The sequence below is a fragment of the Nocardioides sp. P5_E3 genome, from assembly GCF_054049275.1.
In genome coordinates, this window is the sequence record NZ_JBFUMR010000037.1 from 1 (window position 1) to 14121 (window position 14121).

At 72.1% G+C, this 14121-nt stretch carries 15 protein-coding genes; 4 read left to right on the forward strand and 11 right to left on the reverse strand.

Translation table 11 applies throughout. The features are described from left to right. Nucleotides 1-617, reverse strand: a 617-nt coding sequence (locus ACXJKB_RS19600; RefSeq protein ID WP_457191441.1) for an SDR family NAD(P)-dependent oxidoreductase, incomplete at its 3' end; no start/stop codon positions are given. A 169-nt stretch (nucleotides 618-786) separates the two neighbouring features. Next, the gene (locus ACXJKB_RS19605; RefSeq protein ID WP_191197183.1) at nucleotides 787-999 is read right to left on the reverse strand and encodes a dodecin; all 213 of its coding nucleotides are present in this window, start codon (nucleotides 997-999) and stop codon (nucleotides 787-789) included. 76 nt (nucleotides 1000-1075) lie between these two features. Here ACXJKB_RS19605 and ACXJKB_RS19610 point away from each other — a divergent pair, with 76 nt between their 5' ends. Further along, on the forward strand, nucleotides 1076-1366 hold the full coding sequence (locus tag ACXJKB_RS19610; RefSeq protein ID WP_457191358.1) for a DUF3099 domain-containing protein: 291 nt from the start codon (nucleotides 1076-1078) through the stop codon (nucleotides 1364-1366). Nucleotides 1367-1562: 196 nt separating this feature from the next. Further along, a complete protein-coding gene (locus tag ACXJKB_RS19615; protein WP_457191360.1) occupies nucleotides 1563-1766 on the forward strand; it encodes an acetone carboxylase in 204 nt (67 codons plus the stop codon). A 102-nt stretch (nucleotides 1767-1868) separates the two neighbouring features. Here ACXJKB_RS19615 and moaA read toward each other — a convergent pair whose 3' ends face one another. Then, a complete protein-coding gene (moaA, locus tag ACXJKB_RS19620) occupies nucleotides 1869-2855 on the reverse strand; it encodes a GTP 3',8-cyclase MoaA (protein WP_457191443.1) in 987 nt (328 codons plus the stop codon). A 73-nt stretch (nucleotides 2856-2928) separates the two neighbouring features. On the opposite strand from moaA, the gene ACXJKB_RS19625 reads away from it, so the two are divergent. Next, the gene (locus ACXJKB_RS19625) at nucleotides 2929-3837 is read left to right on the forward strand and encodes an SURF1 family cytochrome oxidase biogenesis protein (RefSeq protein WP_457191362.1); all 909 of its coding nucleotides are present in this window, start codon (nucleotides 2929-2931) and stop codon (nucleotides 3835-3837) included. On the opposite strand, the gene ACXJKB_RS19630 is transcribed toward ACXJKB_RS19625, so the two are convergent. The 5 genes from ACXJKB_RS19630 to ACXJKB_RS19650 form a co-directional block, all read right to left on the reverse strand. Continuing rightward, nucleotides 3781-4551 (reverse strand): SDR family oxidoreductase, encoded by a 771-nt coding sequence (locus ACXJKB_RS19630; protein ID WP_457191364.1) that lies wholly within the window; start codon nucleotides 4549-4551, stop codon nucleotides 3781-3783. The two genes, ACXJKB_RS19625 and ACXJKB_RS19630, sit on opposite strands and share 57 nt — an antisense overlap. Before the next feature lie 125 nt (nucleotides 4552-4676). Further along, complete coding sequence (locus tag ACXJKB_RS19635) at nucleotides 4677-6566, reverse strand: ABC transporter ATP-binding protein (RefSeq protein ID WP_457191366.1); 1890 nt, start codon at nucleotides 6564-6566, stop codon at nucleotides 4677-4679. A gap of 83 nt (nucleotides 6567-6649) precedes the next feature. Beyond that, the gene (locus tag ACXJKB_RS19640) at nucleotides 6650-7195 is read right to left on the reverse strand and encodes a hypothetical protein (protein ID WP_457191368.1); all 546 of its coding nucleotides are present in this window, start codon (nucleotides 7193-7195) and stop codon (nucleotides 6650-6652) included. A gap of 49 nt (nucleotides 7196-7244) precedes the next feature. Next, nucleotides 7245-8030 carry an enoyl-CoA hydratase/isomerase family protein gene (locus tag ACXJKB_RS19645; protein ID WP_457191370.1) on the reverse strand — a complete coding sequence of 262 codons (786 nt, stop codon included), beginning with the start codon at nucleotides 8028-8030 and terminating at the stop codon, nucleotides 7245-7247. A gap of 30 nt (nucleotides 8031-8060) precedes the next feature. Next, nucleotides 8061-9659: an ABC-F family ATP-binding cassette domain-containing protein gene (locus ACXJKB_RS19650; RefSeq protein WP_457191372.1), complete on the reverse strand. Its 1599-nt coding sequence runs from the start codon at nucleotides 9657-9659 to the stop codon at nucleotides 8061-8063. Between the two features lie 111 nt (nucleotides 9660-9770). On the opposite strand from ACXJKB_RS19650, the gene ypfJ reads away from it, so the two are divergent. Next, a complete protein-coding gene (ypfJ, locus tag ACXJKB_RS19655; protein ID WP_457191375.1) occupies nucleotides 9771-10712 on the forward strand; it encodes a KPN_02809 family neutral zinc metallopeptidase in 942 nt (313 codons plus the stop codon). A gap of 21 nt (nucleotides 10713-10733) precedes the next feature. Here ypfJ and ACXJKB_RS19660 read toward each other — a convergent pair whose 3' ends face one another. Genes ACXJKB_RS19660 through ACXJKB_RS19670 form a run of 3 tightly spaced genes read right to left on the reverse strand, consistent with a single transcriptional unit; the run spans nucleotide 10734 to nucleotide 14105 of the window. Further along, on the reverse strand, nucleotides 10734-11642 hold the full coding sequence (locus ACXJKB_RS19660; RefSeq protein ID WP_457191377.1) for a phosphotransferase: 909 nt from the start codon (nucleotides 11640-11642) through the stop codon (nucleotides 10734-10736). 10 nt (nucleotides 11643-11652) lie between these two features. Beyond that, nucleotides 11653-13218 (reverse strand): ABC transporter permease, encoded by a 1566-nt coding sequence (locus ACXJKB_RS19665; protein WP_457191379.1) that lies wholly within the window; start codon nucleotides 13216-13218, stop codon nucleotides 11653-11655. Next, nucleotides 13215-14105, reverse strand: coding sequence for an ABC transporter ATP-binding protein (locus ACXJKB_RS19670; protein ID WP_457191381.1), 891 nt, complete (start codon nucleotides 14103-14105; stop codon nucleotides 13215-13217). The genes ACXJKB_RS19665 and ACXJKB_RS19670 overlap by 4 nt, the downstream gene beginning before the upstream one ends. Between the last annotated feature and the right edge of the window lie 16 nt (nucleotides 14106-14121).

The following is a 14121-nucleotide window of genomic DNA, read 5'->3' on the forward strand; positions in this document are numbered from 1 at the left end:
TAGCGGCCCAGCGGGACCTGGGTCTTGATGGCGCTCTTCTGCTCGTCGGTGAGCACGTCGGTCATGTCGGTCTCCACGAAGCCCGGCGCGACGACGTTGGTGGTGATCGACCGGCTGCCGAGCTCGCGGGCCAGCGAGCGCGCCAGGCCGACGAGCCCGGACTTGGAGGCGGCGTAGTTGACCTGTCCGGCCGAGCCGAGCAGCCCGACGACGGAGGAGATGAGGATGATCCGGCCGCGCCGAAGGCGAAGCATGCCCTTGGCGGCGCGCTTGGTCAGCCGGAACGTGCCGGTGAGGTTGGTGTCGATGACCGAGGACCAGTCGTCCTCGCTCATCCGGAGCAGCAGGGTGTCCTTGGTGATGCCGGCGTTGGCGACGAGCACCTCGACCGGGCCGTGCGCCTCCTCGACCTGCTTGAAGGCTGCCTCGACCTGGTCGGCGTCGGTGATGTCGCAGCGCACGTCCAGCGCGCCCTCGGGCGCGCCGCCGTTGCGGGTGGTCACCGCGACCTTGTCGCCCTGGGCGATGAACGCCTCGGCGATCGCGCGGCCGATCCCGCGGTTGCCACCGGTCACCAGGACCGATCGCGGCTCGGTCGGGGTGCTGGATCCAGGAATCTCGCTCACGCTCCCCGACGCTAGTGATTACCGGGGGGTATCCGGAATCACGCCGCGACACCCGAGCGAAGCGAGGGTGTCGAGCACGGCGGGAGATCGAGGAGTGTTCGGCCCAGATCCGAGCGGAGCGAGGGGCTGGGCGACACGTCTCGAGATCCGCGGCGAGCGGTCACTCGTCCTCGAGACGGAAGCCGACCTTCATCCCGACCTGGAAGTGCTCGACGACCCCGTCCTTGGCCTGGCCGCGGACCTGGGTGACCTCGAACCAGTCGATGTGGCGCAGGGTCTGCCCGGCGCGCTCGATGCCGTTGCGGATCGCCTGGTCGATGCCGTCGGGCGAGGTGCCGACGATCTCCGTGACGCGATAGGTGCGGTTGGTCATGATGCCTCCTGGTCGACGGCTGCGCGGACCGTCACCGGCCCGTGGTTCTGCGAGCCTAGCGGCGTAGACTTCGAGCATGGCCAAGTCCGATGCCGTGCGCATCACCACGGCTCGCAGCAGCGCCGCAGAAGACATGCGGTCGCGCCAGCGCCGCTACGCCATCTCGATGACGATCCGGCTGGTGTGCTTCGTGGGCGCGGTCGCGGTCGGTCCGGGCGTCCTGCGGTGGATCCTGGTCGCCGCCGCCGTCTTCCTTCCGCTCTTCGCGGTGATCATGGCGAATGCCAACGACCAGCGGGACGACGGATTCAGCCTGCCGACCAACGCCGGTGCCCACGAACTGACGGCACACGACGGTGAAGACTGAGGAAAAACGACACGACACCGGGGTGTCGAAAGTTTGGTTTTCACCCAGTCCCATGGAATGATCCTTCACGCGAGCGCAGCATCCCCCGTCTGCGTCAGCATCGAGGTGCCGGACAGCTTCCCCCCGTGGCTGTCCGGCACTTCTCATGTGTACGGCCGCCTCCGTGCGGCGCGCAGGCCCCTGCGGAAGGACGCCGATGGAGCTCGACCGTGAGATCTGCTCGGCCAAGGGCTGCCAGGCCGACGCCGTGTGGGACCTCCAGTGGAACAACCCGAAGATCCACACCCCCGAGCGCCGCAAGTCCTGGCTCGCCTGCGACGAGCACCGGGCCTCGCTCTCGGACTTCCTCGGTGCCCGCGGGTTCCTGAAGGACGTCGTCCCGCACGCTCCCGCGGACTGACGTACGCCGTGAAGGTGGCGGCAGATCACAGCTGCCGGACCTGCTGATCGGCGATGTGCCGCCACCTTCGACGGGCGGCGGCCGCTGCGGCTGTCAGTGGGCCTAGCCGCCGATGGCGGACATCGGGCGGTCGGGCTGGAGGAAGGTCTCGTCGTCGATGCCGTGGCCGGCACGCTTGCCGAGCATGGCGATGACCCACCGCTCGGCGATCTCCTCGTCCTCCGCGCCGGAGCGCAGCGCCGTGCGGAGGTCGGACTCCTCGCGGGCGAAGAGGCAGTTGCGGACCTGGCCGTCGGCGGTGAGCCGGACGCGGTCGCAGTCGCCGCAGAACGGGCGGGTGACCGAGGCGATGATCCCGACGGTCGCCGGCCCGCCGTCGACGTCGAAGAGCTCGGCCGGCGCGCTGCCGCGGGGCTCGCCGTGGGGCGTGAGGGTGAACTCGGCAGTGAGCTGCTCGTAGATCTCGTCGGCGGTCACCATCTCGGTGCGGCTCCAGTCGTGCTGGGCATCGAGGGGCATCTGCTCGATGAAGCGCAGCTCGTAGTGGTGCTCGACGGCCCAGTGCAGCAGCTCGGCGGCCTGGTCGTCGTTGGTGCCGCGCAGCAGCACCGCGTTGAGCTTGATCGGACCGAGCCCCGCCGCCTTGGCGGCCTCGAGGCCGGCGACCACGTCCTTCAGGCGGTCGCGGCGCGTGATGGTCGCGAACGTCTCCGGTCGCACCGAGTCGATGCTGGCGTTGATCCGGTCGAGGCCGGCGTCGGCGAGGGCCTGCGCGGTCCGCGAGAGCCCGAGGGCGTTGGTGGTGAGCGAGGTTTCGACACCGAGTGCGTGCGTACGTCCCACGATGTCGACCAGCCCGCGGCGCAGGAGCGGCTCGCCTCCGGTGAACCGCACCTCCCGGACGCCGAGCCGCTCCACGCCGATCGTGATCAGCCGCACGACCTCGTCATCGGTCAGCGTCTGGTCGGTGGGCAGCCAGTCGAGGCCCTCGGCCGGCATGCAGTAGTTGCATCGCAGGTTGCACCGGTCGGTCAGCGAGACCCGCAGGTCCGTGGCCACGCGGCCGAAGCGGTCCGCCAGGGGTGTCATCACGATCACAAGTCTACCGACGGGGGCAGCACCACCCGCCGGATGCTCAGGACGGGACGGATAACCTCGCCGGGTGCACAAGCTGCGGTTCCTGGTCTCACGCCGCTGGATCGCCTTCGCGCTCGTGGTCGTCTTCCTGGCGTGGGTCGCGTGGCGGCTCGGTGAGTGGCAGTTCCACCGGCTCGCCGACCGGCAGGAACGCAACGAGATCATCCAGCGCAACGAGAAGGCCGGCGCCGACCCCGTCGCCGACGTGCTGGCCCCCGGCCGGGCGGTCGCCGCGGCCGACGAGTGGCGCATCGTCGAGGCCACGGGGACGTACGCCGTCGAGGACACCGTGGTCGTCCGCTACCGCACCCGCGACGGTGCCGCCGGCGTCGACGTGGTGGTCCCCCTCGAGCTCGACGACGGCACGAGCCTGCTGGTCGACCGTGGCTGGTTCGCCACCGACAACCGTGGAGCGACGACCGCCGACGTGCCCGCACCGCCGGACGGGGAGGTCGACGTCACCGGCTGGGTACGCCGTGACGCCGAGGGCGACAGCACCGACGTCACCGACCAGTCCACCCGTGCGGTCGACAGCGCGCGCATCGGCGAGGCGCTGGACCGCGAGGTGCTCGGCGGCTGGGTCGACCTGCGCTCGGAGTCGCCCGAGCCCGCGACGCTGCTGCAACCGGTCGAGCTTCCCGAGCTCGACAACGGGCCGCACTTCTTCTACGGGCTCCAGTGGTGGTTCTTCGGCGCCCTGGCGATCTTCGGCTTCTTCTACCTGATCTACGACGAGTGGCGCGGCGGCCGGGGCCCGTGGGGCAACCAGGACGCCCCGGCACCCGAGCCGACGCGCACCGGCAAGGCGGAGCCGGCCCGGCCGCGACGTCGTACGTGGCGCGAGCGGCTGGACTCAGGGTCGGAATCGGGCAGCGACTCAGAGGGCGCGGAGGAGTCCGCCGTCGACCGGGAGCATCACGCCCGTCAGGAATGACGCCGCCGGCGACAGCACGAAGGCGGCGACCGCGCCGAACTCCTGCGGCTTGCCGTAGCGACGCAGCGGGATCGACGCCTCCGCGGCCCGGCGCGCCGCCTCCGGGTCGCCGGTCGAGTCGTCCAGCTCCGCGACCCGTTCGGTGGCGATCCGGCCGGGCAGGAGCCCGTTGACCCGCACGCCCCGCGGGCCCAGCTCGTCGGCCAGGGTCTTGGCAACCATCGCGAGACCGGGACGCAGGCCGTTGGAGATCGCCATCTCCGGCAGCGGCGCGCGCACGCTCGAGGACAGCACGAGGCCCAGGGATCCCCCCTCGCGCAGCGCGGTGCCGAGCTCGCGTGCGAGGCGTACGGCGCCGAGGAAGACGGACTCGAAGGCTGCGCTCCACTGGTCGTCGGAGATCCCCGTGACCGGTCCCTTCGGCGGCCCGCCGACGCTGATCAGGGCGCCGTCGACGCGGCCGAACGCCTCGTCCGCCGCTGCGAGCAGCCGCCCCGGGGTCTCGCGATCTGCGTTGTCCGCCACCACGCCGACCGCCGCCCGGCGCCCGGCGACCTCGTCGAGCGCCGCACTGGCCTCGTCGAGCGACTCCTGCGAGCGCCCGGACAGCACGACCCGGGCCCCCTCGGCCACCAGCACGTCGGCGGTCGCCCGACCGAGCCCGCGGGCCCCGCCGGTGACGATGAAGACTCGATCGGTCAGCTGCAGGTCCATCTCAGGAGCCTAGCTGCGAGCGACGGAGGAGCTCGCGGCGTGGCGAGGGAGGTCGAGTAGCCCCGCGACCGAGCCTGCGAGGTCGCGAGAGGGCGTATCGAGACCCACGACCACAGCCCGTGAGGTCAGCCGGGGACGACCTCGGACCGCTCCGCACGGAACTGGGTCGCGTGGAGCGTGGCGTAGAGCCCGCCGGCGGCGAGCAGCTCGGCGTGGGTGCCCTGCTGCACGACGCGGCCGTCGTCGAGGACGAGGATGAGGTCGGCGTTGCGGACGGTGGAGAGCCGGTGCGCGATCACCAGCGACGTACGTCCCTCGAGCGCGGCGTCGAGAGCCTGCTGGACCGCGGCCTCCGACTCGCTGTCGAGGTGGGCGGTGGCCTCGTCGAGCACCACGATGGCCGGCGCCTTGAGCAGGAGGCGGGCGATCGCGAGCCGCTGCCGCTCTCCCCCGCTGAGCCGGTAGCCCCGGTCGCCCACGACCGTGTCGAGGCCGTCTGGCAGCGACCGCACCAGAGCCGCGATCTGCGCGGCCTCGAGGGCGGCCCAGAGGTCGGCCTCGGACGCCGTGGGACGGGCGTAGAGCAGGTTGGCGCGGATCGTGTCGTGGAACATGTGCGCGTCCTGGGTGACGTAGCCGACGACGTCCTCCAACGACTGGAGGGTGACGTCGCGGACGTCGTGGCCGCCGACCCGCACCGCGCCGGACTCGACGTCGTAGAGGCGGGCGACGAGGTGCGTGACCGTGGTCTTGCCGGCTCCCGACGGGCCGACGAGCGCGACCATCTGGCCGGGCGCGGCGGTGAAGGTGACCTCGTGCAGCACCTGCCCGGTGTCACGCGACTCGGTGCGGGCCACGGTCTCGAGCGAGGCGAGGGAGATCTCGTCGGCGCGCGGGTAGGTGAACGCGACGTGGTCGAACTCGAGGCGGGAGGCCGACGGCGCCAGGACGACGGCGTCGGGCTTCTCCTGGATGAGGGACGGCAGGTCGAGGACCTCGAAGACCCGGTCGAAGCTGACGAGCGCGGTCATCACGTCGATGCGGACGTTGGAGAGGCCCTGCAGCGGGCCGAGCAGCCGGGTCAGCAGGACGCCGAGGGCGACGATGGTGCCGACGGACAGGTCCCCGCGGATGGCCAGCCAGCCGCCGATGCCGTAGACGAGCGCGGTCGCCAGTGCCGGCACGAGCGTCATCGCGGCGAAGAAGATGCGGGTGAGCAGGGAGATCCGGATGCCGAGGTCGCGCACGACCGCGGCCTTCTCGGCGTAGGCGACGTCCTCGGCCTCGCGGCGCCCGAAGAGCTTGAGTAGCATCGCGCCGCCGACGTTGAACCGCTCGGTCATGGCGTTGCCGAGGTCGGCGTTGCCGTCCATCTGCTGCCGGGAGAGGCCGGCGAGGCGGTCGCCCACCACGCGCGAGGCGAGCAGCAGGATCGGGAACAGCGCGACGCACAGCAGCGTGACCGGCCAGCTGAGGAACATCATCGTCACGCCCACGACGACCGCGGCGATGATGTTGGAGACGGTGCCCTGCAGCGTGGAGGTGAACGCCCGCTGCGCGCCGATGACGTCGTTGTTGAGGCGGCTGACGAGCGCGCCGGTCTGGGTGCGGGTGAAGAAGGCGAGCGACTGCCGCTGCACGTGGGCGAAGACGCGGGTGCGGAGGTCGTAGATCAGACCCTCACCGATGCGGCTCGACAGCCAGCCGGTGATCAGCCCGAAGCCGGCGTCGACGACGGCCACCACCGCCACCAGCACGGCGAGCCAGATGACCAGCGCTGTGTCACCCGTGCTCACGGCGTCGTCGATGATCGCCTTGAGCAGCAGGGGCGGCACCACCACGAGCGCCGCGTCGACGACCGTCACCGCCAGGAACGCCTCGATCAGCCGACGGTGCGGCCGCGCGAAACCGAGCACCCGACGCAGCGTGCGCCGCTCGATCTTGTTGTCGACGACGCTCCGGTCACTGCGCAGGTGTCGCCACGGCGGGCCACCTGCGCCCGGTCCCATCGACATGCCCACTCCTTCGTCCTCTCACCTCGCTCAACCGGCGCGGCGGGTGGATTCTTCCGCGTCCGCAGACCGGCGGCACCGGCCCGTCATCCCATCCCGCACATCCACCAGCCGTCACCCAGGTTGGTCGGGCGCTGGCAGATCATCCCGGCCATGTCTTCGCCCCTCGGCGAAGCGCCGGGCGAGAAGAAGTAGCCGCCACCGTCGTCGGGGATGCCGTACCACTGGGGGAAGAATAGGGCGCCGTCCTTCTCGACCACGCGGCCGTCGACGCTCACCCACCGCCACACGAGCGGCAGGTCTGCCCCGTAGTAGTCGTCCCCGCCTCGCGGTGCGGCCGCGGCAGCAGCGTCGTACGCCGCGCGGTGCGTCGCGAACCACAGCTGCGGGGCCACCGCCACCCAGTTGAGCACGGGCACCGCGAGCACCAGGGTGAGCATTCCGGCGACCGTCCCCGCCCGGTGTCCGAGCGGTCGGACCAAGGGGACACAGCCGGCAGCCACGGCCAGCCAGAGCGCGACGGACAGCGCCAGGGAGACGTAGGTCCCGCCGAACGGCAGCGGGATGAGCGCGCTCGCCAGCCCGACCGACCAGAGCATCAGGACAGCGAGGAACCGCACGACCATGGTCACGTGTCCAGTGTGCCGGTCCGGCCACCCCGGCGACGCACGCCGTGCCGCGTCAGCCCGCGAAGGCGGCGGCGAGCGCGCGGAACCGGCGTACCTGCGCCTCCCGCTCCAGGCGCCGCTGCTCGTCGAGGTCGCGGTCGCCTGCGCCCTGGAGGAGCGTCTTGGTCTCGGTGACGACACCCGGCATCGGCGCGACCAGCGCGGCGGCCAGGTCGGCGACGGCGGCGTCGAGCCCGGCCGCCGGCACGCAGGTCGTGGCGAGGCCGATCCGCGCGGCCTCCTCCCCGGGCACCACGCGCGCAGTGGCGCAGATCTCCAGCGCCCGGGCGTAGCCGACGTGCTCGACCAGCGGCTTGGTGCCGGTGAGGTCGGGCACCAGGCCGAGGGCCGACTCCTTCATGGAGAACTTCGCGTCGTCGGCGACCACGCGGAGGTCGCACGACAGGGCCAGCTGGAAGCCGGCACCGATGGCGTGGCCGCGCACCTTGGCGATGGAGACGAAGCGCGGGTCGCGCAGCCACGTGAAGCCGCGCTGGAACTCCTCGATCCGGGCCGAGGCGTCCTCGTCGCTCAGCGCCAGCAGCCCCAGCACGGTGCCCTCGCCCGCGTTGGCCGGGTCCAGCATCGCGCGGTCGAGACCGGCCGAGAAGGTGTCGCCCTCCCCCGTCACCACCACCACGCGTACGTCGACGGGCAGCGAGGCGCCGAGCTCGCCGAGCGCCAGCCACATCGCCGGGGTCTGCGCGTTGCGCACCTCGGGACGGTCCAGGGTGATCGTGGCGACGGCGCCGTCCACGTCGAGGCGGAGGCCGACCGCGGAGAGCTCTTCGGGAGTCATGCCGAGCAGGTTACTACTCGTGAGTAACCCTCAGGCGAGGGACACCAGGTCGGCGTAGTCGTCGTTCCACAGGTCCTCGTCACCGTCGGGCAGCAGCAGCACCCGGTCGGGGTCGAGGGCCCGCACCGCGCCCTCGTCGTGGGTGACGAGGATGATCGCGCCGGTGTAGCTGCGGATCGCGTGGAGCACCTCCTCGCGGGAGGCAGGGTCGAGGTTGTTGGTGGGCTCGTCGAGCAGCAGCACGTTGGCGCTCGAGACGACGAGGATCGCGAGGGCGAGCCGGGTCTTCTCGCCACCGGACAGCACGCCGGCCGGCTTGTGGGCGTCGTCGCCGGAGAACAGGAACGACCCGAGCACCGAGCGGGCCTGGGTGTCGGTGAGCTCGGGCGCGGCGCTGTGCATGTTCTCCAGCACGGTGCGGTTGACGTCGAGCGTCTCGTGCTCCTGGGCGTAGTAGCCCATCTTGAGGCCGTAGCCCGGCACGACCTCACCGGTGTCGGGCTGGTCGACGCCGGCGAGGATCCGCAGCATCGTCGTCTTGCCGGCGCCGTTGAGGCCGAGGATGACCACGCGGCTCCCCCGGTCGATCGCGAGGTCGACGGCGGTGAAGACCTCGAGCGAGCCGTACGACTTGGACAGCTCGGAGCCCATGAGCGGCGTCTTGCCGCAGGGCGCGGGCTCGGGGAACGCGATCCGGGCGACCTTGTCGGCCGCGCGCTCGCCCTCGATGCCGGCCATCATCTTCTCGGCGCGCTTGAGCATCGACTGCGCAGCCTGCGCCTTGGTCGCCTTGGCGCGCATCTTGTTGGCCTGGTCGGTGAGCACCTTGGCCTTGTTCTCGGCGTTCATCCGCTCGCGCTTGCGGCGCTTCTCGTCGTCCTCGCGCTGGGTCAGGTAGTTGTGCCAGCCCATGTTGTAGACGTCGATGACGGCGCGGTTGGCGTCGAGGTGGAAGACCTTGTTGACCGTCGCCTCGAGCAGCGCGTTGTCGTGGCTGATGACCACGAAGCCGCCGCGGTGCGCCTTGAGGAAGTCGCGCAGCCACACGATCGAGTCGGCGTCGAGGTGGTTGGTGGGCTCGTCCAGCAGCATGATCTCCGCGCCCGAGAACAGGATGCGGGCGAGCTCGACGCGGCGTCGCTGGCCACCGGACAGCGTGCCGATCGGCTGGGCGAGGATGCGCTCCTCGATCCCGAGGGCGGCAGCCATCTGCGCGGCCTCGGACTCAGCGGCGTACCCGCCACCGGCGTGGAGCTCGGCGTCGGCGCGCGTCCACCGCTTCATGCCGCGCTCGTGGATCTTCGGGTCCTCGTCGGCCATCTCGACCTCCGCCTCACGCAGGCGGCGTACGACGTCGTCGAGGCCGCGCGCCGACAGGATCCGGTCGCGGGCGATGACCTCGGGATCGCCGACCCGTGGGTCCTGCGGCAGGTAGCCGACCTCGCCGCTGCGGAGGACCTGGCCGTCGGCCGGGGTCCCCTCGCCGGCGAGGATGCGGGTGAGGGTCGTCTTGCCGGCACCGTTGCGCCCCACGAGGCCGACCTTGTCGCCTGCGGCGATGCGGAAGGTGACGTCCTCCATGAGGAGCCGCGCGCCGGCTCTGACCTCGAGCTTCTGGGCGGTGATCATCTCGGGCGACATCCTACGAAGGGGTGGAGGCGGGAGCCCCATCGGCGACGCAAGGGTTAGTGTGCGCCAAGGCTCCACGACGTCGTCGCAAACCCCCCGAAAGGCACTCCCATGCGGTTCAACCCGAAGGCCGACATCAGCAAGGGTCGTGTGCGCGACGCGGGCGGCGGCGGCGGGGGCGGCATGGGCGGCGGTGGGATGCGGATCCCCATGCCCGGCGGCACGCGGGCCGGCGGCGGCATCGGCGGCATCCTGATCATCATCCTGTTCGTCGTGCTCACGCAGTGCACCGGCCTCGGGTCGTCGGGCGGTGGCGGCACCAGCACGCAGGGCCAGGCACAGGGCCAGCCGGACGGCATCGACACCGGGGACGAGCGCTACGCCAACTGCAAGTCGGGCGCCGACGCCAACACCGACGCCGACTGCGCCCGCAAGGCCGTGGCGCTGTCGCTCGAGCAGTACTGGGCGAAGACGCTGCCCGAGCAGGCCGGCACCGAGTTCACCCCGGCCAACATCGAGACCTTCGCCGGCGCCGTGCAGACGGGATGTGGCCAGGCGTCGTCCCAGGTGGGCCCGTTCTACTGCCCGCCCGACCAGCAGATCTACCTCGACACGACCTTCTTTGCCGACGTCCTCGAGGGACAGCTCGGCGGCCAGGGCGGCGACTTCGTCGAGCCCTACGTCCTCGGCCACGAGTACGGCCACCACATCCAGAACCTGATGGGCACGATGGGCCAGGTCCGGACCCAGAAGGGCGCCGACTCCGACGCCGTGCGCCTCGAGCTGCAGGCCGACTGCTACGCCGGCATGTGGACCCGCGACGCCAGCGACGGTGACGGCATCCTGACCGACCTCGACGAGGGCGACATCACCGAGGCGCTGGACTCGGCGAAGGCCGTCGGCGACGACCGGATCCAGCAGAAGTCCGGCCAGGGCGTCGACCCCGAGGGCTGGACCCACGGCTCGTCGGAGCAGCGGATGGCGTGGTTCACCCGCGGCTACCAGGAGGGCACCCTCCAGGCGTGCGACACCTTCTCGGCCTCCTCGCTCTGACGTGTCGCTCTGACGTGTCGGTCAGCGATCGCTGAGGAGCGCCTCGATCTGACCGACCTGGCGCTGCATGGAGCGGATGTACGGCGCCACGCTCGGGTGGCGGAACTTGCCGGCCAGCGCGCCCTCGCCGTCCGCGACCCGGGCCAGCGCCCAGTCGAGCCGGGTCAGCGCGGTGTAGACGGCCATCACGCGCGCACCGGTCACCACGTCCTCGGGGCTCGCGAGCCCGACGGGCAACGCGGCGACGTACGCCTCCACCAGAGGCTCGACGTCCTCGCGGGTCGCCAGTGACAGGTAGCCGAGGTCGGCGCCAACCGGTCCCCGCCCGAGGTGGGCCCAGTCGATCGCGACGGCGCCGTGCTCGTGCCGACCCGGGATGTTGGCGGCCGACGGGTCACCGTGCTGGGCCACCTGTGGGAGGGCGTCACAGAGGTCCAGCCACGCCTCGCGGCGCGTCCACAGGTGGTCGGCGATGTCGGCCATGGGCGTGCGGGCGAGGGTGCGCCAGCCACCGCGCCGCTCGACGAGGCGGAGCCGGCTGCGCAGCTGGTCGCGCGCCAGCCACGGGTGCTCCCCGAGGTCGACCGCGGCGAAGCGTCCGAGGCAGGCGGCGAGCCACAGCCCCGGCGGGTCGTCGTTCTCGACCCGTTCGTGGACCAGGGTGATGCCCTCGTCGTCCTCGTCGACGCGCACGACGGGCGCCTCCCGCAGGCCGGGCGCGCCGGAGACCACCCCGCTGAGCGCGACGTCGGCAGCACGTCGCCAGTAGTTGACGTCACCCGGGACGAGCACGCCGGGCGCGTCCTGCGGCTCGGGGCGGCGCAGCCGCTTGACGACGACGTTGTGACCGTGGTGGGTGGCCGACCAGACGCCGACGGTGGCCGGACCTGCGCCCGGGAGGCGCTGCCATCCCGGCTCCGGCTGCCACATGGACGTGACGCTAGCCGATGTCACGTGCGCGGTAGCGCCACCAGGCGAGCGACACGAGGGCAGCTGCCAGCACGGTCAGCAGCAGCTCGGGACGCCAGTCGAAGGCCTCGGACGGGTATTTGGGCACGTGGTGGAACGGCGAGAGGCCGAGGACCCAGCCCGGGAGCTCGAGTCCGGCGCCGACCTGCCCGAGGGTGACGAACGCGGCGAGCACCGCCCAGCCCGCGACGGCCCAGCGGCTGCGCACCGACAGCAGCAGCAGCGCGACGCCGAGCACGACCCACACCGCCGGCGCCTGGGCCAGCGCGGCCCCGACCGCTCCCAGCCCGCGCCCCCAGCCGATGGCCGTCGCGGCGCCGGAGACCAGCAGGAGCCAGGTGCTGCCGAGGATCGCGGCCGACGACACCGCCACCAGCAGCCCGGCGCGGGAGGTGGCCGTGGCGAGCACGGTCTCGGTGCGGCCGTCGTGCTCGTCGCCGGCGGCGCGCGTCACGGCGGAGATGCCGAAGCACGTGATCACGACGGCGATCACCGACGCCAGCGCGAAGACCAGCGCGTCCTGGAGCCCACCGACCCCGCCCATCGCCTCGATGATCGGCCGCGTGGTCTCGGTGTCGAGCAGGTCGCCGATGTTGGGCACGATCGACCCCATCAGGACGCCGATCACGCCGATGCCGACCGTCCAGCCGGCCAACGCGGTGCCCTGCTGGCGCCAGACGAGGGCGAGGGCGTCACGCAGCCGTGGGGCTCCCTCTGCCGGACCGGCGCGGTCCGGCAGCAGGCCGGCCCCGAGGTCGCGTCGTCGCCGCAACGCGACGCCGGCCGCGGTCAGCGCACCTGCGAGCAGCGGGTAGGCCACCAGCAACCAGGCGCGCGGCTCGGACCAGGCGCTGAGCTGCGTGCCCCAGCCGAACGGAGTCAGCCACGACAGCCACCCGGCGGACGTGTCGCCGATCGCGCGCAGGAGGTAGAGGACGCCGATCGCGCCGGAGGCCACGAAGCCGACCGTGCGCGCGCTGCTCGACAGCTGGGCCGCGAGGACGGTGATCCCCGCGCCGACCAGGCCGATGCCGGTCCACGACGCCGCGAAGAGCACCGAGCCGGTGGCGGGCAGCCCGGACGCGATGTTGCCCGCGGCCACCAGCACGCCCAGCCCGACCGAGGCGAGCACGGCCTCCGCGAGTGCGGCCGCGAGCGGGGCGTCGACGCCCACCGCGGTCGCGCCGACCAGCTCGGCGCGCCCGGTCTCCTCCTCGACGCGCGTGTGGCGGCGTACGAGGACCACGGACATGAAGGCGACGAACGCGGCGTAGAGCACGGTCATCTTGGTCATCGACAGCTCGCCGAGGCTGGAGGTGTCGAGGATCGGCCCGTAGAGGGCCACGATCGCGGGGCTGGCGTTGAGCGCCTCGGCCGCGGCCACCCGCTCCGCCGTCGTGGCGTAGAGGGGACCCGTGGCCGCCGCACTGGCCACCACGGTCGCGGTGAGCAGCAGCACCCACGCCGGCATCMGGATGCGGTCACGGCGCAGCGCGAACCTCAGGAGCAGCCCGGTGCCGCGCAGCCGGTTGCTCACGGCGAGCTCCGGTAGGCGTCGAGGAACAGCTCCTCGAGGGTGGGCGGTGAGCTGGTCAGCGAGACGACCCCGGCGTGGTGGAGGGCGTCAAGGAGCGGCGGCAGTCCGGAGGGGTCGACCGAGGCGGAGACGACGCGCCCGTCGACCGTGACGTCGTGCACGCCGTCCAGCCCCGCGAGGTCGGGGACCGGACCCGAGACCTCGGCCCGGACCCGGTTGCGCCGGAGGTGGCGCAGCTCCTCGAGCGACCCCGACTCGACCGTCCGGCCGCTGCGGATGATCGTCACGCGGTCCGCCAACCGCTCGACCTCGCTGAGGATGTGGCTCGAGAGCAGGACGGTCGTGCCCGCGGCCTTGTGCTCGGCGAGGCACTCGTTGAAGACCTGCTCCATCAGCGGGTCCAGCCCGGAGGTGGGCTCGTCGAGGATCAGCAGGTCGGTGGGGGCGGCGAACGCGGTGACGAGGGCGACCTTCTGCCGGTTGCCCTTGGAGTAGGCACGCCCCTTCTTCGTGGGGTCCAGCTCGAACCGCTCCAGCAGGTCGTCGCGACGCGTCGAGCGCGGGTCGAGGTCACGCATCCGCAGGAGCAGGTCGATGGTCTCGCCGCCGGACAGGTTGGGCCAGACGCTGACGTCACCGGGCACGTAGGCCAGGCGTCGGTGGATGTCGGTGGCGTCGCGCCACGGGTCCCGCCCGAACACCGACGCGGTGCCGCCGTTGCTGCGCAGCAGCCCGAGCAGCACCCGGATGGTGGTGGACTTTCCCGCTCCGTTGGGTCCGAGGAAGCCGTGCACCTCGCCCGGCGCGACGTCGAGGTCGAGGCCGTCGAGGGCACGAGCACTGCCGAAGGTCTTGACGAGGCCGCGGACCTCGATGGTGCTGCTCACGACCTCAACCTACGGC